We start from the raw sequence: 20,262 nt of genomic DNA on the forward strand, positions 1-20,262 counted from the left end.
GACGAAGTATTAAGATATACATGAAGATCACCGATTTCATGCGGATCTTTTCGAGTGAACGCCGGATTGAGGTTCTTGATGCACTCATGCGGCAGGAAACCAAGGATGAGATTAAAAAGCATATACCCTCCTCAACCTACGCTTTCACGGTCAATTACCTCAAGAAAGTGGGGTTTGTCAGAGAAGCTGACGGTGAGGTTTCGCTGACTGATAGGGGATATGCCAACCTCGTCGTATTTGAGAGGTTCAAAGAGAGTATCAATACCCTCAGGTTACTCTATGAAGCCTTTCCGGACCATACCATCGCTTTCCCGGACGAGTTCGCTCTTCGCCTCAGTGAGATCCGGGATGCCGAGATTATCGTCTCTGAACCATCCGATATCTTAAAGCCTCACAGAGTTTTCATCAACAACCTGAGGAAAACCCGGGAGATCTACGGAGACTCACCGATTCTCTTCCCCGATTACCCTGAGTTCTTCAAGGGCCTGGCGGAGAGTCTCGAGACGATCTCTCTTGTGGTCACACAGGAAGTCCTTGATATTATCTCTACCTATCCGCTGGAAGATTACAGCAATCTTGAGGTGTATCTCATCCCAGAAACTCCCGGGATCGCTGCGACAGTCACAGATACATTCCTCTCGATCGGGTTCTTCTATAAGTCGGGAAGTTACGACTTCACGAGGGACCTCATTGCGACGTCCCCGGAAGCAATAAAGTTTGGAAGGGATCTCATCCAGCATTATAGGATGCAATCCCGCAGGATTATATAGCCTGCATAGAGGATCCATTCCCCATCGACGAGCGCGTTCCGAAACATCTCGAACCCATTACAGTAAGCAATGATGTAGATGGTGCTGTGGATCGAGCTGATGAGCAGAACGTCGATACCGGCGATGAAACCTGAGAAGTATGCACCGATGACTGTCATGTGAGTGATCAGGCTGAGTCCGAGCAGCAGGGCGGTGACCTGCGTCCGGGAGAGGACTGTCGGGATGGTCAGGATCCCCGCCATCTTATCTTTATCGATGTCGCGGACATCGTAGATGACGGTGTTGACAAAACTTTTGCAGAAGAAGAAGAGGCAAACCAACATGACCGGCAGGCTGATGGTACCGAGGAAGATCAGGATGCCGAGTGACCAGGTAAGAGCGACGATACAGTTTTTCACGCCTTTACCGCCTTTCAGCCGATATCCTCCGATGCCCTTTGTATAGAGGTATGCAACGAGGAACGGCACGACCAGGGCGGGGTTTGGGTAAAGGGCGAATGCTCCGATCGTCGCGAAGACTGCTGTTAGCAGGAGTGCTTTTTTGAACAGAGTTCCTCGTTTCTCATCCTCTTTATTCTCCACACCACGATCAAACGCATAGGCTGCGTAGGCAATGAACGCTGCGGCGACAAATTCAGTGAGCGGGACGTGGCTACCGAGGAATCCATATGCAAACTGTAGTTTCAGGGCTCCTGAAAGCGTAACCACAAGTATCGAGATGATTAGACTGTATGCTTGCATATTGTATACGATCGGAAAGAGGAAAATATTCCATTCTGATGGAGATTGTACAGTACTGTTGTATCAACTCAGCAACATTGTTATTTCTCAAAAATCGTGTAATACGTCAGTGAAATAACAAGAAAGCCATTTATATGGGTTATTTTCAAAGTATATCCTGGAAAGACTGATTATTATTCTTGGGCGGGAGTATGGAGCACAGGAGAACCGATGGGCAGAGACCGGAACAGGGGCCGGTAGTTGATGCTCATTTTTACCATGGCGGTTGTTGCCCTCATGCCGGCTCTCATTTTGCGACGTCCACCGGGGACCTCCTGACGCTGTTGGTTGGCTACCAGAAGGATGGAATTGTACTGATTGCCCCTGATCAGACAGTGATCTGGATGAATAGGGCTATCGAGGATCTCTTCGGGGTGAACAGATACGATACCGTCGGAATGAACGCCATTGAGTTTGTCTCCCGCTGTATCTCTCCAAATTTCCCTAACGGTGAGGATTTTAAGGCAGAATTTATCAGTGCCTGTTTCTTTTACGAAAAGATCCCGGAAAGACGATACTGCATATCCCGTAAATCGACCGATAATATCTGGGTGGAGTATTCAAGCATCGTGATCCCTGTAGGGCGGAACCGAGGTGCGCGCCTGGATATCTATCACATCACCAGCGGCTCCGATCGGTTGGAGGCGCGCCTTCAGGAGGCTCGCGATCTGTTTGAAACTCTGGTAGCTCTCTCGTCGGATCTGGTCATCTCTCTCAATTCAAGCCTCATCATAACATCAGTAAGCCCGTCGGTTGAGCGCTTTCTCGGGTACCGCCCCGAAGATCTCGCAGGAAAACACCTCTCTTTTTTGATGACCAGAGATTCTATTGCTGAATTCCAGAAGGTCTGCTTTCTGGAACGTGTCTCCCGAAACTCGGCAGGACGCTCCGATCCGATCGAAAAACCACGCACAATGGAGGCGCTCTTTATGAGCGTACAGGGGCTTCCTATTGCCATGAGTCTTGGTTTCTCGCCGATCAGCGACAGTATGGGCAACCTCGCCGGGATCATCGCGGTCGTACAGCAGAAGACCGATGACAGTCGGTGGCGGGAGATCTCTGCGCAACTCGATCAGAACATCGAGCACTTGGCTTGCCTTGGCGATCGTATCAGAAACCCGCTTGCCGTCATCGTCGGCCTTGCAGATCTGCAGGGCGGTGAGATCGCTGAAAAGATCGTTAAGCAGGCAGAGATCATTGATGGGGTTCTTAGGGAGTTGGACAGTGGATACGCCGCGTCGCTCAGCGCCAGGGAATTCCTGCGGAAACACCATCTGCGAGACGATCTCGATCTGGATGCCCCGCCTCGGACTGAGATCACGCGTCCCGTATCTGGTTTGGCCAAACAGGTGTCGCATCAATCCGGCTTATTCATGGATACGCATGCTCCCCTCGACTGACGTCCAAAGCATATGATTGAAGGGAGTAACCATAGCCCTTTGTCTATTGCATCTCTTCCCAGAAGAATGGGAGGACGCTCCATGTGGATGCCCTCTTGATCCCGATTTGCGCACGACCACTCAATGCACCCGCAGCCAGAGGTGGAGGTTGCGGTAACCGGCACCGATGAGACTGTTCTTTGGGATCTCTTCAGGGGGCGTCTCCTTGAAGAGAAGGAGTTCCAGCCTGTTTACATCCGGGTCCATGATCCGGAAGGAGTAGGGCTGCTCCACCGTCTGATTGTGCGGCACTGTGACGGAGAATCGGTCCAGAAGCGTTGCCGAGACGACTGTTGACCGGTTTGTCGCATTATTAAGCCTGCTCTCTATGGCATATGTCTCCACCGTGTAGGTGATGTCCTGGTACTCGTGGTTTCCAATACCGATGATGACCGTCTGGGGTGTCCCGGCCATGAATTCGGTTGGATAATCGGCAGCTCTCCCTTTTGGGCCAAGGATATAGAACTCGGTGTACTTCTCGCCTTCTTTTGGATTCACGACGATGAATACAGTCATCACAATGGCCGCAAGGAGAACCAACGTGAGGATGACAATCAGGGCCTGATTGAGCCGGGATATGGATCTGCTGGAGGACTTCTCCTCTATCGCCGCGGTATGTATTGAAGCGAAGAGCGATATGGCGGCTATGATGAGTGCGGCTACGGGTTGGATGGTGTATAAGGCAGGGAAACCTATGAGAAGGTCTATCGCGGCTTCCAGAGGCATTCAGTTAAACCATGATGAGCCATGCTATAAAAATCGTTCCCTGAGACGGGCCTTTGTCATATCTTTGCTACGACAGAAGGCGATCTATTCTAAAACTGGTTCAATCGTAATCAGCGTCTGCTGTTTCATATAATCTCATATCAAGCAATAGGTCTCCAGCTTATACCAGAAATAATCTTTATTTCACCCTAAGTTTTTTTGAGTTTGTTCAGATATGATCGATGTCTATAAATACAACATAACGAAAGTACGGTTGAGTGCCAGATATGCTCCGGGAAGGCTGGAACAGAGAAGCTTCTAGCGGGCTCGAGGCGGCCATCGTCTTCATCGCAATCATTGTGATTGCGTCGATCTTTGCATACGTCGTACTCGGAGCAGGGATATTTGCATCGCAAAAGAGCCAGGAAGTCATGCATGCCGGCCTTATGGATGCAGGTTCCGCTCTCCGTCTGGGGGATGTGGTCATCGTCAAGATGGACAGCAGTCGGGATCTCGTTGAGCGCATTGTTTTCGATCTTGAGACCATGACCGATCTCGCTGCATTTGATATGGGGAGCATGACCTACACCATCGCCACAAAAGAGAAGATTGTCACGCTTCCTCCCGGCGATGTAACCCTAACGTGGCGGTATCCGAAAGATGGCGGACCTGTTCTGGAGGCAGGAGAGGTCGTTATGGTGGAACTGAGGAAGTTGGAGAGTGTGGGCATCGGACCGGGGGATACGTTCACCCTTGGTATAACTGCCGCGGAAGGGGCGACTGCCTCATTGACCAGAACAGTTCCCTCCGGGATTGGAAAGAATGCATATGTCGAGCTCTTCTGATGCGGTCGGCCCGCCGGATGCCGGGTTCACAGGGCTCGAGGCGGCGATCGTCCTGATCGCCTTTGTCGTGGTCGCTGCCGTCTTTGGCTACGTTGTTCTTACGATGGGTCTTCTCTTCTCAGGTGAGAGTCAGTCTACCATCCACCAGGGAATCCGACAGGCCGGTTCGGCCTGCATGGTCTCGGGAACCGTCTACGGTGTCAGCTCACCTCCCTATGACTACCTCAACTCCATCATCATCCCGATCAAACTCACCAGCGGCAGCGAACCGATCGATATGACCACGGTCTCTCTCCGATTGACCGGTCCTCATCACGTGGATCCAATCAGACAAAATATTCCTCTTCTTACCGATAGTCCCGAAGCGGGCTATTGGAGTATCCAGGATCGGTTCAATGATGACTCCGATCTTCTTCTTGAAGCTGGAGAGGAGTATGTGCTGCACATAAGGCTAAACAACAGACAAGACTGCGCTCCATATGGGACGTTCGCCATCGAGATCAAACCCGCGGGTCGGACGGCGCTCCGGGTTGAGAGGACTGTCCCGGGCAGTATCAGCGCCTTAACCAAACTGCCCTGAGGGGTTGATGCCCAGGAAATTCTGATGCCCGGTCACTCCGGCGATCCCGATGGCCCCCACGACTGCAAGCAGCAGGTAATCCCCCGGCCCCGCTCCGGCCATCAGGATGCTCCCTGCAATACCGGTCGCCCAGGCATAGAGGGAGGCTATGGTAAGGACCCCTAGGAGCGGGATGGAAGCACGGACGAGCATGCGGGCGATCCTGGAGAGGTCGGGTCGGAGGTTCCGGCAGGCGGCAAGGGCGATGCCTGCCGACGCGACGAGGAATATCCACTCCGAGAGGGAAGAGACCTCCGCGAGAATAGCGTTGCCGAAGTAGTCTGTGAACTCGTAGGGCTGATACGGGCCAAGGAGCGGGAAATACCAGGTTATGGCGTCTGTCCACATTGTATCGAGGATCTGGTGGATGAGTACGCCTGCCGCAACAGCGAGGACTGCAGGCGATCCTCGCTCTCTCTTGAAAATAATGCCTGCGATGAAGAGGAGTGCGAGGAAGAGGAGGCCATGCCCGAATATTCGCCCGTAGTTGAGCGAGTCCGCAAGAAGGATATGTCCCACCGGTTTGTCGATCAGGTCGGGGAGAAGGGCCCCAAGAGCAGCAAAACCGATGAGCCGCCGATCATTGAGGCGTATGGAGAGTGCGAGGCCCAGGATGAGACCCGCAAAGAGGTGGCAGGCGATGAACATTCTTCATGAGTTCGATGCTGGCTGATTAATAACTCTGCGGTTTTGGATGCCCGCAACCGATATGAGCGGCAAGAGCACACACTTTTTGATATACTCTGCAGGAAAACGCTATGATCATGCTCGTTCGGCATGAACTCATCATCATATTCGCCTCTTTCTTAATCGGGAGTGCGGCGGGCTGGTGGATCCGGATGCAGTGGGGAGATGGCTTCATTGCCGTCGCAGCGACGCTTCTTGGGACCGTCATCGGCTATGGCATCATTATAACTCTTCTTCGGATGGTGGGCCATCCGGTCGAGTAGTCCGGTTAAAGGGGCACGCCTCTCTCAGACATTCGCGGTTGATATCACCAAACTCACACCGCACCTTCCCCTCCGACGGGAGGGCTACGCCGAACCGCTCGGAAAGGTTGGTGACCGCCGTCCGGATCGCAAGCCATGAGTCGCGTTTGCAGCACCGGGGACCGCCGTGCCGGGCGATCATCATCAGGCTGCGTGCGGTCATCTGGTTTGCGAGCGACCACTCCTGTTTCTTTAGGGGTGTTGACCCGGTGATCAGGCTTGCGAAGATACCGGTCCCGATCGCCGCGCCGCAGGCACCGTGAGTGCCGCAGAATCCTCCCTGGACCGTCCCGGCCCTCGCACGCGCCTGCCGGAGCAGTGCCCCCTTTCTCCCCGGCTCCCCCAGGTGGTTGCAGTATGCGGCGATGAGGCTTGCTGGCACGAGGAAGTGGTGCTCTGGCCCGTGCATCCTGATTGCCGGATGACGCATCAGGGTGCAGGCAATGGCAAGCGGGTCCTCGAGTGTTGTCGTGATGCAGAACTCCTCGATGAGATCGAGAGCCTCCAGGCTGTGACATCGATCGCAGACAAAGTGTCCCGCTTCGCAGGTCGCCGTGGTGCTCCAGGTCTTGCCGCAGACAGCACACGTCACATCCCGGGCTTCCTTGCTATACACGAGATCTCTTCCGCAGATCAGGCATCCGACCTTACGATCCATACCATAGGATGGGTCGCAGCATCCAATAAGCATAAAGCCGTGATCAGGGGACGGTGGATCGGCCCAGGGATCCGGAAGGGCGGTCGGAGCGAGTCCATGTGGTGCTTTCGGTCTCCCGGTACTCACGCACCTCTCCGTCCTCGATCGTGAGGACCCGGTCGGCGAGGGTCAGGAGTGAGGGGCGGTGGGAGATGAGGATCGTCGTCCGATCTCTGACCAGGATCTCGAGCGTCTGCCGGATCTGATCCTCGGTCTGCATATCGAGCGCCGATGTGGGTTCGTCGAGGATGAGGATGGGCGCGTCTTTTAAGAACGCCCGGGCAATGGCGACCCGTTGCCTCTGACCGACGGAGAGCTGTGTCCCGCGTTCTCCGACGATCGTCTGGTAACCTTTCGGAAACTGCATAATGTCATCGTGAATCTGCGCTTTCCGGGCGGCTTCAACAACCTCATCATGGGTGGCGTCGGGCCTGCTGTAGCGGATGTTCTCCTCGATGGTGGTGTGGAAGAGGAAGAGGTCCTGTGAGACGAGCGAGACCTGCCGCCGCAGCCATCGGGGATCCAGGGTTGAGAGGTCGCGCCCGTCGAGTGTGACTGTTCCTTTCTGTGGTAAAAACGCCCGGAGAATCAGGTTGATGAGCGTCGTCTTCCCTGCACCGGTCCGCCCGATGATGGCGACCACCTCGCCGGGCCGGACGACGAAGTTCACGTCCCGAAGAATTGGTTCCGACTCCGCATAGCCGAACCAGACACCGGAGAACTCGATCCTGCCCTGCACCACGGTGGGTGCGATCCCGCCGGCACCTGAAGTTCTCCCTGACTCGCCGTGCATCGCAAAGAGGTCGCGCAGTCGTGCGGCGGATGTCGCCGCGGGCTGCATGACGACGGGGAAGGCGAAGAAGGTGTTGACCGTGGGGGCGAACGTCACGATGTAGACCGCGAACGCGACGAAGTCTCCCACGGTCATAGCACCGGCGAGCACCTCGTTCCCACCGAACCAGAAGACGGCGATCAGCATGAGCGACATCGTGCCAATCCTGAAGTACTCCGAGAATGCCGAGAGCATTGTGTTCCGGATCCGGGCATCGACCATATTCCGAAGTGTCCCGGAGACCCTGCGCACCTCACGGTCCTCTGCGGCGTGCGACTTGACGGTGTCGATCCCGGAGATCACCTCCTGGAGATCCCGCGAGACGTGGGCCTGTCGTTCGCGCTCCCGGTGGGTGGCGGCGCGGATCCGCCGGATAAAGACGGCGTTGACCAGCAGGTAGAGGGGAATAAAGGCGACGACGACGAGGGTCAACTTGAGGTTTAAGATGCAGAGGATGGCGAAGGTGAAGGCGACGTAGAGAGCGTTTGCGATGCTCTGGGGTAGGTACTGGGAGATAGTATACTGCAGGATCTGGACGTCGTCGGAGAGGCGCGACATGATGTAGCCGGTCTGCTGCGACTTGAAGTACGAGAGCGGGAAACTTAAGACGTGCTCGACAAGAGCGGTCTGGAGATTGAAGGCATACCCTTCCCGAAACCGGGCGGTCCAGTAGTTCCGCAAGAGATCCATGCCTCCGGTGAAGAGCCCGAGCAGCAGAAGGGCGATGATGAGTGCATTGAGCGAGGAGAGGGTCCCTGCGGCGCCTGCAAGGAGGGAGTCGGTGGCCGGTCTCTCTCCGAGCAGGATGTTGTCGATGAAGAACTTGATGCTGAGTGGGAGGATGGTCTTTGCGGCCGAGACGAGAGCGGTCGCTACGAGGGCCAGCACGCCCACGCTCCAGATGGGCCGGGCGAACCGGAGGAAGAAGCCAAGGTCGGAGAACTGGAGGTCTCTCCTTGTCTTCACCGGCTGGCGCATGATATCCCGGGTGAAGGCGACGGTACGTCGACAGTAATCAGTGATGCTCATGGTATACCGGTCCGGTTCCGGAGCAGCGAGTCTGAGGCCGGATTCCGGAGGGCTGCCACCCGGTCTCCCGCCGCGTCTCCGTTCCAGTTCCATACCCTCCTCGCGTATAATACCTCTGCTCCGGGGGCCGGGGTAAACCGAAACGGATAACAGCCGGCGAAATGAGATCGACGCATGGTATCGCGTGCCGTAGCCAGACGCTTCTACGGGGCGGTTGTGGGAGCGGCGGTGATCGGTGCAGCCTCACTCCTTGGTCTCCTGAAGGTCCTCCCCGGGTCGTTTGAAATAGTGGCGTTCCTCTTTTGCGGAGGGCTCATTGCCGGGCTTCTCACCCCGGGCTCGGTGAAGGACGGAGCCATCACCGGCGCCGTCTGCGGGGTGCTCGTGGCCCTGCTTGCAGCCTCTACGATAACCCTCATGAGCCTGGTGGAGAACAACCCGCAGTATCCCCCGTTCTGGATGACTTTCCTCTTCTACGCCCTCATCCTCACGGCGCTCCTCCTCCCCTACAGCGCCGTCGGCGGAGCGGGCGGGACGGCGGTGCGAAACGGCATCGGGAGAGGTGGCACTGCCGACGGCCACGGACGGGGCCGGTGGCTCGGGATCGGCATCGGGACGGCCGTCATCGCCGGTTCGGCTCTCGTGCTCGTCTTTATCGCCCCGTTCGTCGTGATCGTTCCGCTCGCCGGCGGATTCATCGCAGGATATTCCGCCGGGACCCGGCCGGAAGACGGCCTCGAGGCCGGGCTTGTCGCGGCGCTCTTCGGGACCGGTCTTTTCTTGCTCCCGATGCTCTGGACGGCGTCCCATGGAACGGGGTTCGCCGCCGGGCTTGCCGGGATGGTCGCCATCGCGCTGGGACTGCTCTTTCCGCTCCTCGGGACCGCCGGGGGGGTTGCCGGCGCGGTTGCGCGGGGGAGTTTTGGTGAAGGTACGGGTGATGGTGGGGCGGGTTGAAGAGATCGGTTCCGATAGCCTCAGGCTAATTCGCACGTGGGGGACAGATGTAATCTTCCGGGCAAGGTCTCTCTTGGGGGAGGGGGAGACCCCCTTCCCACCTGACGGTGGTCAAGCTCCGGGCGTTCCGCCCATCGCACTCCCCGTCAGCCCCACCCCCCGTGGCGATATCCACCACGGTCCACCACACAGGGTCAGCCGCGGACAAAACAGGTTTGGGTTACCCCGAAGTCCCACCAACGTATCTAACAACCAATCCCTCTAGTGGACCACTACATCTAAATTTTCACATGACGTCGCCGGGCGTATCGCCACACACTGCCCCCGCTTCTTAGGGGCGGGGGACGAAGTTCCGAAGGAGAGCAGTTTGAGCACCGCAGGTGCGGAAGCGGGGGGCCTAATGAAAGGCTCCTTTCACCCCCCGTAAAATATGCTCGCGATCTTGTAGAGGTCCATATCCACCGTCTTGAGGTTCGCCACCGCCTCCTCGATCGGGACCGCGACGATATCGTCCCCCCGGAGCGCGACCATCTTCCCGAAGTCTTTCTCCTTGATGAGGTTCGCGGCTGCCACCCCGAACCGGGTCGCGAGCACCCGGTCGTGCGCCGTCGGCGATCCCCCGCGCTGGACGTGCCCGAGCACCGTCACCCGCACCTCCATGTCGAGCCTTTTTTCGAGTTCGTCGCGCAGGTAGTTCCCGACGCCGCCGAGCGTCACGTGGCCGAACTCGTCCGTCCTGCCCGACCGGGTGATTGCGCCCTCCATCTCCTTCGGCTGGGCGCCCTCCGCGACCACGACGATGCTGAACTTCTTCCCCCGCTCGTAGCGCGCCCGGAGGTGGTGGGTGACCTCGTCGAGGTCGAACGGGATCTCCGGTATGAGGATCTCGTCGGCCCCGCCCGCGATCCCGGCCATGGTCGCGATCCATCCCGCATGGCGGCCCATCACCTCCACAACCATGATCCGGTGATGCGACTCTGCTGTCGTATGGAGCCGGTCGATCGCCTCCGTGACGGTGGCGACGGCGGTATCGAACCCGAATGTGTAATCTGTCCCGCCGACGTCGTTGTCGATGGTCTTTGGTACCCCTACGACCGGAATGCCCATCTGCGAGAGTTTGTTTGCGACACCGAGGGTATCCTCGCCGCCGATCGCAACGATCGCATCGATCCCGAACTTCCTGATGTTGTCGCGCAGCCGCTGGACGTCCGCCTCACTCTTGAAGGGGTTCGTCCGCGACGTCCCGAGGATCGTCCCGCCCTTTGGAAGGATCCCTGTAACCGAGTAGTCGGTGAGCGGTTCGACATCCCCGACGATCAGCCCGAGCCATCCATCCCGGATCCCGAGCGTGTCAAATCCATATTTTGCCCCCGTCCGCACGACCGCCCGGATCACCGCGTTCAGACCCGGGCAGTCCCCTCCTCCCGTGAGGACGCCGACCGTCGTCATCCTAACACCTCCCTCCCATGCAGATCCTGTTTGCCTCCGCTACACTCGCATCGTCGAGAGTGATCGCCGAAATCGCGTTGCAGAACCGGACCGCCTCCTCGAGCGGCCGCTGGTGGATGTTCCTGCCGGTCGCGTTCCCGACCGTACCGCCGATGTGGATCTGATCGTGGAGCTGTTGCAGGAACTCCTGCATATCGGCATGCGACCCTCCCGCACAGACAACACCGGTCCTGCCTGCGGCCGCCACTGCCTCCCGGAGCAGCGTGGCATCGGTCGACCCGCCTACCTTCGGCGGATTTATCTTCACAAAGTCGCTCCCGAGGGCCGCTGCAACACCTGCTGCGCCCGCGATCAGGTGCGGGTCGCGCTCGTCCTTGACCGCCTTTCCGCGGGGATACATCCAGAGCACAGTAACAAGGCCGTTCCGGTGCGCGTTGTTGACGATCTGGGCTGCCTGAAAGAGCATCATCGGCTCGTATTCACTCCCCAGGTAGACCGTATACCCGACGCCGAGGATCGGAAGTCCGGATCGGTCCCGGAGGTCGACGACCTGCCGGACGAGGTGGAGTTCCGAACTGAGCGGGTCGCGCTGGGAGGTCTTGACCAGGTTGGTCTTTGAGTTGAGTTTGACCAGGTACGGCACGTCCCGATAATCCATGCCGTACCGCGCAATCAGCCCGAGTTGCGTTGCAAAGACCCCGATCCTCGCCCGGCTTGCAATCCGGAAGAGATGCTCGGGATCAGCATCATCGGGGTGGATGCCCTCGCCAAAGAAGTCGTCATTGAGATGCTCGATCTTCTGATCCCCGGCAAAGAGCATCAGCCTCCCGGTGTCGTGCGTGATCTTTTGGTAGTTCTCTCGGTACCTCTCTTCCTCCTCAGCAGGTACATCAAGAGGGATCTTGATATCGGGTGTAGGTGGCATACCCCCTCCTCCCAATTCCCACATACATAAGTGTTGCTGGAGTCCGGGAGAAACGGATAGAGTATGCGATGTAAGGCGGTTTTGCTTCTGTAGCGAGGATGCGGCCGCACTCATTTTATGATACGCTATCCTGTTATGCCAAGCAGGATATCGGCAGAATCCGTACTCGATCTCAAAGTATGTTCCAGAACGTTTATTTTGCTCTCCGTCAGAAACATTTCTAGTACCTGGCACTGTTCTCTTGGCAGATGCATAGTGCCGCATGAAGGTTTAGGGATAGCCAAATGGATGTTCTGCTCATACTTATCGACTGGTTTCCATACCTTCTCTCAGGCATTGCCACCACTCTCGGTCTTGTCCTGAGTGGTCTGGCACTCGGACTCCTTCTTGGGCTTCCCATGGCAGTCGGGCAGGTGTATGGCTCTCGCCCGCTGCGCTGGCTCATTGGAATATATGTCTGGTTCTTCAGGGGTCTTCCCATCCTCGTACTCCTCTTCCTCTTCTGGTTTGGCATATTCCCATTACTGGGGCTCGGTGATCTCTCCGCATTCGTCGTCGGCGGTGTTGTATTAGGACTCCGGGGAGCAGCGTATCAGTCCCAGATCTTCCGGGGCGCCATCCAGTCCATCGGGGAAGGGCAGATGATCGCAGCGCGATCGCTCGGGATGAGCAAATTTACCGCCATCAGTTCGGTTATTCTCCCGCAGGCGTTCCGCATCGCTCTCCCGGGATGGTCGAACGAATATCCAAACATCCTGACCGACTCGGCGGTCTGCTACGCCATAGGGGTCGCCGAGTTGCTTACCATTTCAGCGAGGATGGTTACGCTGACCGGCGTTACGATGCCGATCTACCTCGCAACAGCGGGGATCTTCATTATTCTGAACTATGGAGGCCTTAAACTCCTGCACAGGCTGGAGAAGAGGATAGCAATTCCGGGATTCGGGTCCGGAGCGATGTAAGGATGAATAAAAACGATATTGTGCTGAAGGTCGAGGACATTCACAAGTCCTATGGAGATAAAGAAGTGTTGCGTGGGGTCTCGTTCGATGTTCGGAGAGGCGAGACAAAGGTCTTTATCGGCCCCTCCGGGACCGGAAAGAGCACGCTTCTACGGTGCATCAACCAGCTGACGATACCCGACCGGGGACGGGTCTGGCTCGACGGGGAAGAGGTCACGAACTCGGGAGCCCGGATCAACTACTTCCGACAGAAGATCGGGATGGTTTTTCAGAACTTCTTCCTCTTTGACCACCTTACTGCGGTAAAAAACGTTGAACTTGCCCTGATCAAGGTCAAGGGCATGGGAAAGGCGGAGGCCCGCGAGAAAGCGCTCGCTGAGCTTCGGCAGGTGGGAATGGAAGACTGGGCCGACCACTACCCGGCTGAGCTCTCCGGCGGCCAGGCCCAGCGGGTCTCCATCGCCAGAGCGCTTGCCATGGACCCGGACGTCATCCTCTTTGATGAGCCGACGTCTGCCCTGGATCCCGAACTGACCCGTGAGGTGCTGGAGGTCATGAAGCGCTTGGCCCAGCAGGGGATGACGATGCTTGTCGTCACCCACGAGATGGGCTTTGCCTGCTCGGTTGCAAACGAGATCCTCTTCATGGAGAACGGTTTGATTACCGAACGGGGGACACCGGATCAACTCCTGCACGACCCACAGTACACACGGATGAAAGACTTCATTGGTCGGATTGATTCCCGTCTGGGAGACTGAGAAGCGATATGGATCTGGCAGTCTTTACATTCGACATTCTCCTTCCGGCGCTGATGCAGGGGCTGATCGTAACCCTGCAGTTGATCGCGTGCTCCGCTCCGCTTGGCCTCGCACTCGGGATTGGGGTTGCGGTGGGGAGGCAGTATGGCCACCCCATTATATCCTGGCTCTGCAAGACGTACGTCTTTATCATCAAGGGCACGCCGCTTCTCCTCCTCCTCTTCATCCTCTACTTCGGCCTCCCGACAATCGGTATGACGCTTACTGCGTTCACTGCGTCAGTGCTCGGCTTTATCCTCTGCAACGGAGCGTACAATGCCGAGTACGTCCGGGGGGCGTTGATATCGATCAAGGACGGTCAGATGATCGCCGCGCAGGCGCTCGGGATGACCCGGTGGCAGGCAATCCGCTCCGTCATCCTGCCGCAGGCGCTCCGCCGGGCGATACCAGGGCTTTCGAATGAGTTCATCTACCTGATCAAGTACTCATCGCTTGCCTACATGATCACGGTAGTTGAACTTGCCGGGGCGGGGAAACAGGTGGCGACAAAGTACTTCACCTACACAGAGTCGTTTGCGGCCGTCGGCATCGTCTACCTCGTGCTGGTGACGATCACGACTGTGGCGGTAAGTATATTGGAGAAACGTGTGGCCGTTCCCGGAACGGCCCGGGTCACCACCGCTGCCCAGTTGTTGTGAGTATGGGATTTTGGATGTTTGGGTCTAGTTATTGCGCCTGGCCTTTCTGAGCGTGAACCGGAACGCCGCCCCCTCTTTTGGCTGCCCTGGGACGCGGTCCTCGACCCAGATCCTGCCGCCGTAACGGGCCGTGAGCATTCGGCATATTGAGAGACCAAGGCCCTGGCTTCCCCGCCTGCCGCCCTCCCGCTCAAACCGGTGGAAGATGGTCTCTTTCGCGTCGTCCGGAACACCGGGTCCGGTGTCGGCGACGGTGACAAGGACTGTCTCCTCATCCTGGTCCTCGACCGTTATCATGACTTCGACACCCGGCCCGCCGTGTTTCGCGGCGTTCCCGATGAGGTTTGTGAAGACCTCACAGAGGAGGTCGTCGGCAAGAACCTCAACAGGCATCCCGCGGTAATGGGTATGGAGGTCGGGGTAGTGGGTAATCTCTTCGCGGATCAGGGTCTCAAGGTTGAGTGGGAATAGCCCAACCTGACTCTCGCGAATCTTTCGAATAGTCGCGACGTTTGCCGTGATCTCGATGCCCTTTTTGATCCCGTCTTTCAGTTTGCGGGCGTGCTGAGCTGGTTCTCCGTCGAGTTCGTCGATGAGGAGATCCACGTAGATGTTTGAGACGTTGTCGGCATTCCGGATGTCGTGAGTGAGGATATCGAGGTAGAGGTTCGCCTCCCTGTTCGCCGCTTCAAGTCTCTGGTAGAGCATCCCGCGCAGGATGCCAGCCCCGATCTCCCGGCCGATCGCTTCGAGGAGCGCGCGCTCTTCGGGGGGGAAGGACCTCCGGTTCTTGCTTCCGATGAGGAGCGCACCGACAATGCCGGGCTCCACAATGAGCGGGATACTGGCAAGTGCGGTAAATCCAAGGTCACGGAGGAGGCGTGATTGGAGAGGATCTGGATTGCGGTCCAGTTCAAGGTAATGGGGGAGACCTGTGGTATGGGTCTTGATGAGCGGGGAGGCAGGAGTACTCTCCATCAGTTCCAGGCATTCCTTGGGCATATCTCGTAGATACTGGAGAGTAGCTTCGCCTGGACCGGCCCCGGGGAGAAAGACCGCACCGCCCTCGTAGCCGAGGAGATCAAGCGTCTGGCCGAGCGCCGTCTCAAGGAGCTCAGCGGGTGTCCGGGCTGATGCGGATGTGCCGATGATCCTGTTCAAGAGCAGGAGATGCCGGTTGCTGGCCTGCAGCCGCTCCTCTGCCTGCCTGCGGTGGGTGATGTCCCGCATAACAACCTGAACTGCGGGCATGCCTTCAAAGAGCGTCCGCGTACCTCTTCCCTCGACGGGGACTGTCATCCCGTCAAGCCTGACGACCTGCAGTTCGATAAGCGGTGTCTCTTCTCCATTCAGATCTCGTGCAGAAAATGATCTGACGGTATTTCGGTCTTCGGGGTGGACGATATCGAGGGCGTCCCTCCCGAGAACCTCTTTTGGGCTGGAAGCACCGAGCAGCCTCATCCCGGCAGGGTTGATGAAAATTATCTTTCCGTCGCGGTGAATAAGGGTCGCTTCCGCTGATAGTTCAACGAGCGAACGATACTTCTCCTCGCTCTCCCGAAGTTGCATCTCCATCTGCTTTAAGGGGGTGATGTCCTGGACTCCGACGAGGAACCCCCGGCCGATGCCGTCGGGATTGAGGATCGGGGTGGTTGCCATCAGCGTATGGATGCGGTTGCCGTCTTTACGGATGAGATCGATCTCAAAGACCTCATGCGGCGCACTGTCCAGGTTCTGCAGGTACTCTCCCAGGCATCGAGCGCCTTCTTCATCAACGACTGCAGAGACGGGCATCCCTCTCATCTCGGAGACCGAGTAGCCGAGGATATCGGCCATGCGCTGGTTGGCAAAGACCGTGACGCCCTCCTGATTTATAAGCCCTATTCCCTCGTTGAGGTTCTCTATGAAGAGTCGATACCAATCCTCGTTCTGTCGCAGAACCTCATCAATCCATATCTGTCCAGAGGTATCTGATACAAAATTCTCCCGTATTCCAGGTGGTTCGTCTGATAGGCGGATGACCCGCATACTCCCGATTGGCCCTTCATCAACGATCCTGCACGAACAGCGGACTCTTCTTGCCCCTCCGGGCGACTGGAGTGTACATAGAATACCTGAAATAGGGGAGTTGTTGAGGAGATTTTGCAGGATCTCTCTCCTACATGACTCCTCAGCGATACGGGGAGCCAGGATTTGGCGGATGAACCTTCCTGCTTCGACCCCGATGAAATTTTCTCGATGGATACCGAGGATGTCCTGGAGATGTCTGTTGATGCAGACTACACGCTGTTTGGAGTTGACGACGAGCAGTCCCTCGTCGAGTGTATCCAGAATGCCGTTGAGAGCGAGAATCTCGTCATATATTGGGGTGCATTCATGCATCGACCGATACCACCTATATCCCATCCTCAGACCATTTTTATAATTTAAGTGTAATAAAATATCCCCCTGCACCTCAAATAATTATATGCCATATTTTTGTTGATTTAGTGATTTATCCCTCACTATTGGCGATTACCATGCAGCACGGGCAGTATATCTCTATCTGACGATATAAATCTGTTCATCTTCTCTGGCACGATATCTGTCACCCATCCATCGTCCGATATTACGTTAGATCTCCATATGTGGATGATGATTACTCTTCCTGTAGACTGCCGGTAAATTTACATTCTGAAAAACAGCACCACCGGCCATGACCGGTACCGGCACCGGCATGAGAGGAGGGCATCATCGAAGGCCTTGTGCCTGCTCAAGGAGTGTTGCGCGCTCGGCAGGACCGATGAGATCCCGGGAGTTGAGGTGGGCCAGGTATGGACCATGAACACGGAGCGACTGGCCGGCAACACGAGACGCAACTTGCAGAGGCGCGCCGGCAGAAACCACCGGAGACCCACCGGCCGGGTACAGGACACCATCACGCCCTTCAGGATTTCCGGCGCCGATTCATCATCTCGACAATCCTCACCATCCCGATCCTCATCCTCTCCCCACCAATCCAGGCGTTCCTCGGGATCTTCGTCTGGTTCCCGGGATCGGACTATCTCCTCCTCGCGCTCGCGACCGCCGTCTACCTCTATGGAGGCTGGCCGTTCCTTTCCGGGATCATAAATGAACTCCGGGCAAGGATGCCCGGGATGATGACGCTCATCGCCGTCGCGATCACCGTCGCTTACGTCTATAGTTCAGCGGTCGTCCTCGGCATCGTCGGCGGGGAGGGATTCTTCTGGGAACTTGCCACCTTGATCGACGTCATGCTCCTCGGTCACTGGGTGGAGATGCGCTCGGTTCTCGGGGCGTCAAGAGCGCTTGAGGAACTGGCGAGAGTCATGCCGTCTGAGGCGCACCGGGTTAGGGGCAAGAGGACCGAAGATGTGCCTGTAGACCGGCTTATGGTGGGCGACCGGGTCCTTGTCCGGCCCGGGGAGAAGGTCCCGGTCGACGGCGTGGTAATTGAGGGCAAATCGAACGTCAATGAGGCACTGCTTACCGGTGAGTCGAACCCGTTGGAGAAACACCCCGGTAGCGAGGTCATCGGCGGTGCAATCAACGGCGAAGGCTCGATCGTCGTCGAGGTCAAAAAGACTGGTGCGGAGACCTACCTCGCCCAGGTGATCGACCTCGTCCGGAAGGCACAGGAGAGCCGGTCAAGGACGCAGGACCTCGCCGATCGGGCTGCGTTTATCCTGGTCGCGATCGCCCTCTCGGTCGGCGCGGTGACCTTTGCGGTATGGTTTGCCCTTGGAGAAGGGGCCGGGTTTGCGGTGGAGCGGGCCGCGACGGTGATGGTCATCGCCTGTCCCCATGCGCTCGGCCTTGCCGTCCCGCTCGTGATTGCGGTCTCGACGGCCATCGCTGCCCGTTCGGGCTTCCTGATCCGGGACCGGAGTGCATTTGAGCGGGCAAAGGATCTTCAAGCGGTTATCTTTGATAAGACCGGCACACTGACGGAAGGGAGGTTTGGGGTCACCGATATCCTCGCCCTCGACGGCGCGGGAGAGATCGACGTGCTTGGTGCGGCAGCCTCGGTTGAGGCTTACTCCGAGCATCCCATCGCCCGGGGTGTGATCCGGAGCGCCGAGGAGCGGGGGATTCCAGTACACCCGGCAGGGAACTTCCGGGCGATCCCGGGAGTCGGCGTCGAGGGAGAGATAGCCGGCCGGATCATCAGGGTTGTAGGTCCGGGATACCTTGCGGAACGCGGTATCTCGTCCGGCGATGAGCGGGCAGAGACGCTTCAGCGGCAGGGCAAGACCGTTGTCTTCCTGCTCGAGGACGACCGGCTCACCGGGGCGATTGCGCTCGCCGACATCATTCGTCCGGAGTCGGGGGAGGCGATCCGACGGCTCAAGGCGATGGGGATGCGGTGCATGATGCTGACCGGGGACAACCGTGAGGTCGCCGCGTGGGTGGCCGGGGAACTGGGTCTCGATGAGTTCTTTGCCGGAGTCCTGCCGCATGAGAAGGCCGAGAAAGTTCGCCAGATCCAGGAGCGCTACCGGGTCGCGATGGTGGGCGATGGGATCAACGATGCTCCTGCTCTCGTCGAGGCCGATCTTGGGATTGCTATCGGAGCGGGGACCGATGTGGCCATCGAGAGTGCTGATATCGTACTCGTGAGAAGCAACCCTATGGATGTAGCGGCAATAGTCGAACTCTCGAAGAAGACTTATCGGAAGATGCTTGAGAACCTTCTCTGGGCAACGGGCTACAACGCCGTCGCCATCCCCCTTGCCGCCGGCGTGCTCTTCGGCGTCGGCGTCGTCCTCACCCCGGCCGTAGGGGCGGTCTTGATGAGCGCAAGCACCGTGATCGTCGCGATCAATGCCCGGCTCCTCCGGTTATAGCGGCTGCCTCCTGCACCAGCCACCCGGATGGTTGGTTGAACCGTAGGGTTCAATGCGGTCAAATAGGGGAGGTTGGCCAGTACCTACCGGAGTTGAGTAACTCATGAGGTGCAACATGACAATCCGGATCTTTTCTCTGCTGATCGCCCTCGCCGTGGTGGTTCCTGGTGTTCAGGCCGCCCTCACGCTCGATGTGGGAAGCGACCGCACTGTCTCTGTTGGGGAGCCGGTCACCATCACGGCTCTCTTCAACGAGACGGAGTCCCTCGATACAACAAACCTCTCGGCCTCTGTCAACTGGGGGATAGAATCGATGGAGGTAGAGATTGTACCGGATAACGACCACAACGGCACCATACAGGCCACCTACAACTATCATGCAGCCGGAACCTACGTCGTCACGGTGACGATCGTAAATAATGCCACAGGCGCTGTCGCCCGCGACACCCTGACCGTGACCGTAAGCCCCGTGTCCGCGGAGATGAAGGTCGTCCCAAGGACCGTAAACGAGAAGAGCAACGGTGTTATGACAGTCTTTATCAGCCTTGCGGAGTGGCTCAGGTTCGGCCCGGTTGACCGCGCGAATGCAACCGCATTTGACCCCTCGGAGTTCAAGATCGGGAATGCAACACCAGAGAGGGTCAACTTCTGCGCAAAAGACGGCGGGACGCTCATCCTGAAGTACCGACAGACGGACCTCAATCTCGCCGCCGATGACGGCAACCGGACCGTGATCGGCAACATCACGATGAAGAACGATACGGTTCCGGTGACCGGCAACGGTGCCGTATCCGTGATCAATCCTGGAAATGGTCAGAGAGGAGAGTCCGGAAACCATAATGGACATGCCTGGGGTTCAAAAGAGATGATGAAGAACCAGAAGGAGTCCCACAAAGAGCACCCGAAGCCCGACCGGAACGTAAACGGACCGGCGCTGTAACAGCGAGGGTTTCTGGATGCCC

At 57.6% G+C, this 20,262-nt stretch carries 19 protein-coding genes; 11 read left to right on the forward strand and 8 right to left on the reverse strand.

The features are described from left to right. Positions 1-20: 20 nt before the first annotated feature. Positions 21-770 (forward strand): helix-turn-helix transcriptional regulator, encoded by a 750-nt coding sequence (locus MCUTH_RS01710; RefSeq protein WP_066954552.1) that lies wholly within the window; start codon positions 21-23, stop codon positions 768-770. Here the strand turns inward: MCUTH_RS01710 and MCUTH_RS01715 are convergent. Continuing rightward, positions 740-1,510: a UbiA prenyltransferase family protein gene (locus MCUTH_RS01715; RefSeq protein WP_066954554.1), complete on the reverse strand. Its 771-nt coding sequence runs from the start codon at positions 1,508-1,510 to the stop codon at positions 740-742. The genes MCUTH_RS01710 and MCUTH_RS01715 overlap by 31 nt on opposite strands. 191 nt (positions 1,511-1,701) lie before the next feature. Between MCUTH_RS01715 and MCUTH_RS01720 the strand changes: the two genes are divergently transcribed. Then, on the forward strand, positions 1,702-2,949 hold the full coding sequence (locus MCUTH_RS01720; RefSeq protein WP_066954557.1) for a PAS domain-containing protein: 1,248 nt from the start codon (positions 1,702-1,704) through the stop codon (positions 2,947-2,949). A 120-nt stretch (positions 2,950-3,069) separates the two neighbouring features. Here MCUTH_RS01720 and MCUTH_RS01725 read toward each other — a convergent pair whose 3' ends face one another. Beyond that, positions 3,070-3,714, reverse strand: a complete 645-nt coding sequence (locus MCUTH_RS01725; RefSeq protein ID WP_083524709.1) for a DUF1616 domain-containing protein — start codon at positions 3,712-3,714, stop codon at positions 3,070-3,072. 266 nt (positions 3,715-3,980) lie between these two features. On the opposite strand from MCUTH_RS01725, the gene MCUTH_RS01730 reads away from it, so the two are divergent. Continuing rightward, entirely contained in the window at positions 3,981-4,538 is a 558-nt protein-coding gene (locus MCUTH_RS01730) for an archaellin/type IV pilin N-terminal domain-containing protein (RefSeq protein ID WP_066954560.1), read from the forward strand. Further along, a complete protein-coding gene (locus MCUTH_RS01735) occupies positions 4,522-5,118 on the forward strand; it encodes a flagellin (RefSeq protein ID WP_224732797.1) in 597 nt (198 codons plus the stop codon). The genes MCUTH_RS01730 and MCUTH_RS01735 overlap by 17 nt, the downstream gene beginning before the upstream one ends. Here the strand turns inward: MCUTH_RS01735 and MCUTH_RS01740 are convergent. Beyond that, positions 5,101-5,805: a metal-dependent hydrolase gene (locus tag MCUTH_RS01740; protein ID WP_066954566.1), complete on the reverse strand. Its 705-nt coding sequence runs from the start codon at positions 5,803-5,805 to the stop codon at positions 5,101-5,103. The genes MCUTH_RS01735 and MCUTH_RS01740 overlap by 18 nt on opposite strands. Before the next feature lie 110 nt (positions 5,806-5,915). Here MCUTH_RS01740 and MCUTH_RS01745 point away from each other — a divergent pair, with 110 nt between their 5' ends. Next, positions 5,916-6,107 (forward strand): hypothetical protein, encoded by a 192-nt coding sequence (locus MCUTH_RS01745; RefSeq protein ID WP_066954569.1) that lies wholly within the window; start codon positions 5,916-5,918, stop codon positions 6,105-6,107. On the opposite strand, the gene MCUTH_RS01750 is transcribed toward MCUTH_RS01745, so the two are convergent. Then, positions 6,067-6,804, reverse strand: a complete 738-nt coding sequence (locus MCUTH_RS01750) for a DUF5714 domain-containing protein (RefSeq protein ID WP_066954572.1) — start codon at positions 6,802-6,804, stop codon at positions 6,067-6,069. The genes MCUTH_RS01745 and MCUTH_RS01750 overlap by 41 nt on opposite strands. A gap of 43 nt (positions 6,805-6,847) precedes the next feature. Next, on the reverse strand, positions 6,848-8,797 hold the full coding sequence (locus MCUTH_RS01755; protein WP_224732796.1) for an ABC transporter ATP-binding protein: 1,950 nt from the start codon (positions 8,795-8,797) through the stop codon (positions 6,848-6,850). A gap of 81 nt (positions 8,798-8,878) precedes the next feature. Here MCUTH_RS01755 and MCUTH_RS01760 point away from each other — a divergent pair, with 81 nt between their 5' ends. Further along, positions 8,879-9,661 (forward strand): DUF5518 domain-containing protein, encoded by a 783-nt coding sequence (locus tag MCUTH_RS01760; protein WP_066954575.1) that lies wholly within the window; start codon positions 8,879-8,881, stop codon positions 9,659-9,661. Between the two features lie 414 nt (positions 9,662-10,075). On the opposite strand, the gene MCUTH_RS01765 is transcribed toward MCUTH_RS01760, so the two are convergent. Together MCUTH_RS01765 and MCUTH_RS01770 are read right to left on the reverse strand one after the other, a co-directional pair. Further along, positions 10,076-11,110 (reverse strand): 6-phosphofructokinase, encoded by a 1,035-nt coding sequence (locus MCUTH_RS01765; protein ID WP_066954578.1) that lies wholly within the window; start codon positions 11,108-11,110, stop codon positions 10,076-10,078. Between the two features lies 1 nt (position 11,111). Further along, positions 11,112-12,035, reverse strand: a complete 924-nt coding sequence (locus tag MCUTH_RS01770) for a beta/alpha barrel domain-containing protein (protein WP_066954581.1) — start codon at positions 12,033-12,035, stop codon at positions 11,112-11,114. 284 nt (positions 12,036-12,319) lie between these two features. Here MCUTH_RS01770 and MCUTH_RS01775 point away from each other — a divergent pair, with 284 nt between their 5' ends. Genes MCUTH_RS01775 through MCUTH_RS01785 form a run of 3 tightly spaced genes read left to right on the forward strand, consistent with a single transcriptional unit; the run spans position 12,320 to position 14,453 of the window. After that, positions 12,320-12,997 (forward strand): amino acid ABC transporter permease, encoded by a 678-nt coding sequence (locus MCUTH_RS01775; RefSeq protein WP_066954584.1) that lies wholly within the window; start codon positions 12,320-12,322, stop codon positions 12,995-12,997. Between the two features lie 2 nt (positions 12,998-12,999). Next, positions 13,000-13,755: an amino acid ABC transporter ATP-binding protein gene (locus MCUTH_RS01780; protein WP_066954587.1), complete on the forward strand. Its 756-nt coding sequence runs from the start codon at positions 13,000-13,002 to the stop codon at positions 13,753-13,755. A gap of 8 nt (positions 13,756-13,763) precedes the next feature. Then, on the forward strand, positions 13,764-14,453 hold the full coding sequence (locus tag MCUTH_RS01785) for an amino acid ABC transporter permease (RefSeq protein WP_066954590.1): 690 nt from the start codon (positions 13,764-13,766) through the stop codon (positions 14,451-14,453). Positions 14,454-14,477: 24 nt separating this feature from the next. Here the strand turns inward: MCUTH_RS01785 and MCUTH_RS01790 are convergent, their stop codons facing one another. Further along, positions 14,478-16,835, reverse strand: a complete 2,358-nt coding sequence (locus MCUTH_RS01790) for a PAS domain S-box protein (protein WP_066954593.1) — start codon at positions 16,833-16,835, stop codon at positions 14,478-14,480. A 431-nt stretch (positions 16,836-17,266) separates the two neighbouring features. Here MCUTH_RS01790 and MCUTH_RS01795 point away from each other — a divergent pair, with 431 nt between their 5' ends. Together MCUTH_RS01795 and MCUTH_RS01800 are read left to right on the forward strand one after the other, a co-directional pair. Further along, positions 17,267-19,300 (forward strand): copper-translocating P-type ATPase, encoded by a 2,034-nt coding sequence (locus MCUTH_RS01795; RefSeq protein WP_066954596.1) that lies wholly within the window; start codon positions 17,267-17,269, stop codon positions 19,298-19,300. Positions 19,301-19,415: 115 nt separating this feature from the next. Then, the gene (locus tag MCUTH_RS01800) at positions 19,416-20,240 is read left to right on the forward strand and encodes a PKD domain-containing protein (protein ID WP_150468730.1); all 825 of its coding nucleotides are present in this window, start codon (positions 19,416-19,418) and stop codon (positions 20,238-20,240) included. Positions 20,241-20,262 lie beyond the last annotated feature (22 nt).

Source organism: Methanoculleus thermophilus (assembly GCF_001571405.1).
GTDB lineage: Archaea > Halobacteriota > Methanomicrobia > Methanomicrobiales > Methanoculleaceae > Methanoculleus > Methanoculleus thermophilus.

Bases quoted from the DNA above. Each gene is read 5' to 3' on its own strand.
- MCUTH_RS01725 (WP_083524709.1), bottom strand. From the start codon at position 3,714: ATGCCTCTGGAAGCCGCGATAGACCTTCTCATAGGTTTCCCTGCCTTA.
- MCUTH_RS01770 (WP_066954581.1), bottom strand. From the start codon at position 12,035: ATGCCACCTACACCCGATATCAAGATCCCTCTTGATGTACCTGCTGAG.
- MCUTH_RS01775 (WP_066954584.1), top strand. From the start codon at position 12,320: ATGGATGTTCTGCTCATACTTATCGACTGGTTTCCATACCTTCTCTCA.
- MCUTH_RS01720 (WP_066954557.1), top strand. From the start codon at position 1,702: ATGGAGCACAGGAGAACCGATGGGCAGAGACCGGAACAGGGGCCGGTA.
- MCUTH_RS01745 (WP_066954569.1), top strand. From the start codon at position 5,916: ATGATCATGCTCGTTCGGCATGAACTCATCATCATATTCGCCTCTTTC.
- MCUTH_RS01780 (WP_066954587.1), top strand. From the start codon at position 13,000: ATGAATAAAAACGATATTGTGCTGAAGGTCGAGGACATTCACAAGTCC.
- MCUTH_RS01750 (WP_066954572.1), bottom strand. From the start codon at position 6,804: ATGGATCGTAAGGTCGGATGCCTGATCTGCGGAAGAGATCTCGTGTAT.
- MCUTH_RS01710 (WP_066954552.1), top strand. From the start codon at position 21: ATGAAGATCACCGATTTCATGCGGATCTTTTCGAGTGAACGCCGGATT.
- MCUTH_RS01730 (WP_066954560.1), top strand. From the start codon at position 3,981: ATGCTCCGGGAAGGCTGGAACAGAGAAGCTTCTAGCGGGCTCGAGGCG.
- MCUTH_RS01785 (WP_066954590.1), top strand. From the start codon at position 13,764: ATGGATCTGGCAGTCTTTACATTCGACATTCTCCTTCCGGCGCTGATG.
- MCUTH_RS01790 (WP_066954593.1), bottom strand. From the start codon at position 16,835: ATGCATGAATGCACCCCAATATATGACGAGATTCTCGCTCTCAACGGC.
- MCUTH_RS01735 (WP_224732797.1), top strand. From the start codon at position 4,522: ATGTCGAGCTCTTCTGATGCGGTCGGCCCGCCGGATGCCGGGTTCACA.
- MCUTH_RS01715 (WP_066954554.1), bottom strand. From the start codon at position 1,510: ATGCAAGCATACAGTCTAATCATCTCGATACTTGTGGTTACGCTTTCA.
- MCUTH_RS01800 (WP_150468730.1), top strand. From the start codon at position 19,416: ATGACAATCCGGATCTTTTCTCTGCTGATCGCCCTCGCCGTGGTGGTT.
- MCUTH_RS01765 (WP_066954578.1), bottom strand. From the start codon at position 11,110: ATGACGACGGTCGGCGTCCTCACGGGAGGAGGGGACTGCCCGGGTCTG.
- MCUTH_RS01760 (WP_066954575.1), top strand. From the start codon at position 8,879: ATGGTATCGCGTGCCGTAGCCAGACGCTTCTACGGGGCGGTTGTGGGA.
- MCUTH_RS01740 (WP_066954566.1), bottom strand. From the start codon at position 5,805: ATGTTCATCGCCTGCCACCTCTTTGCGGGTCTCATCCTGGGCCTCGCA.
- MCUTH_RS01795 (WP_066954596.1), top strand. From the start codon at position 17,267: ATGGACCATGAACACGGAGCGACTGGCCGGCAACACGAGACGCAACTT.
- MCUTH_RS01755 (WP_224732796.1), bottom strand. From the start codon at position 8,797: ATGGAACTGGAACGGAGACGCGGCGGGAGACCGGGTGGCAGCCCTCCG.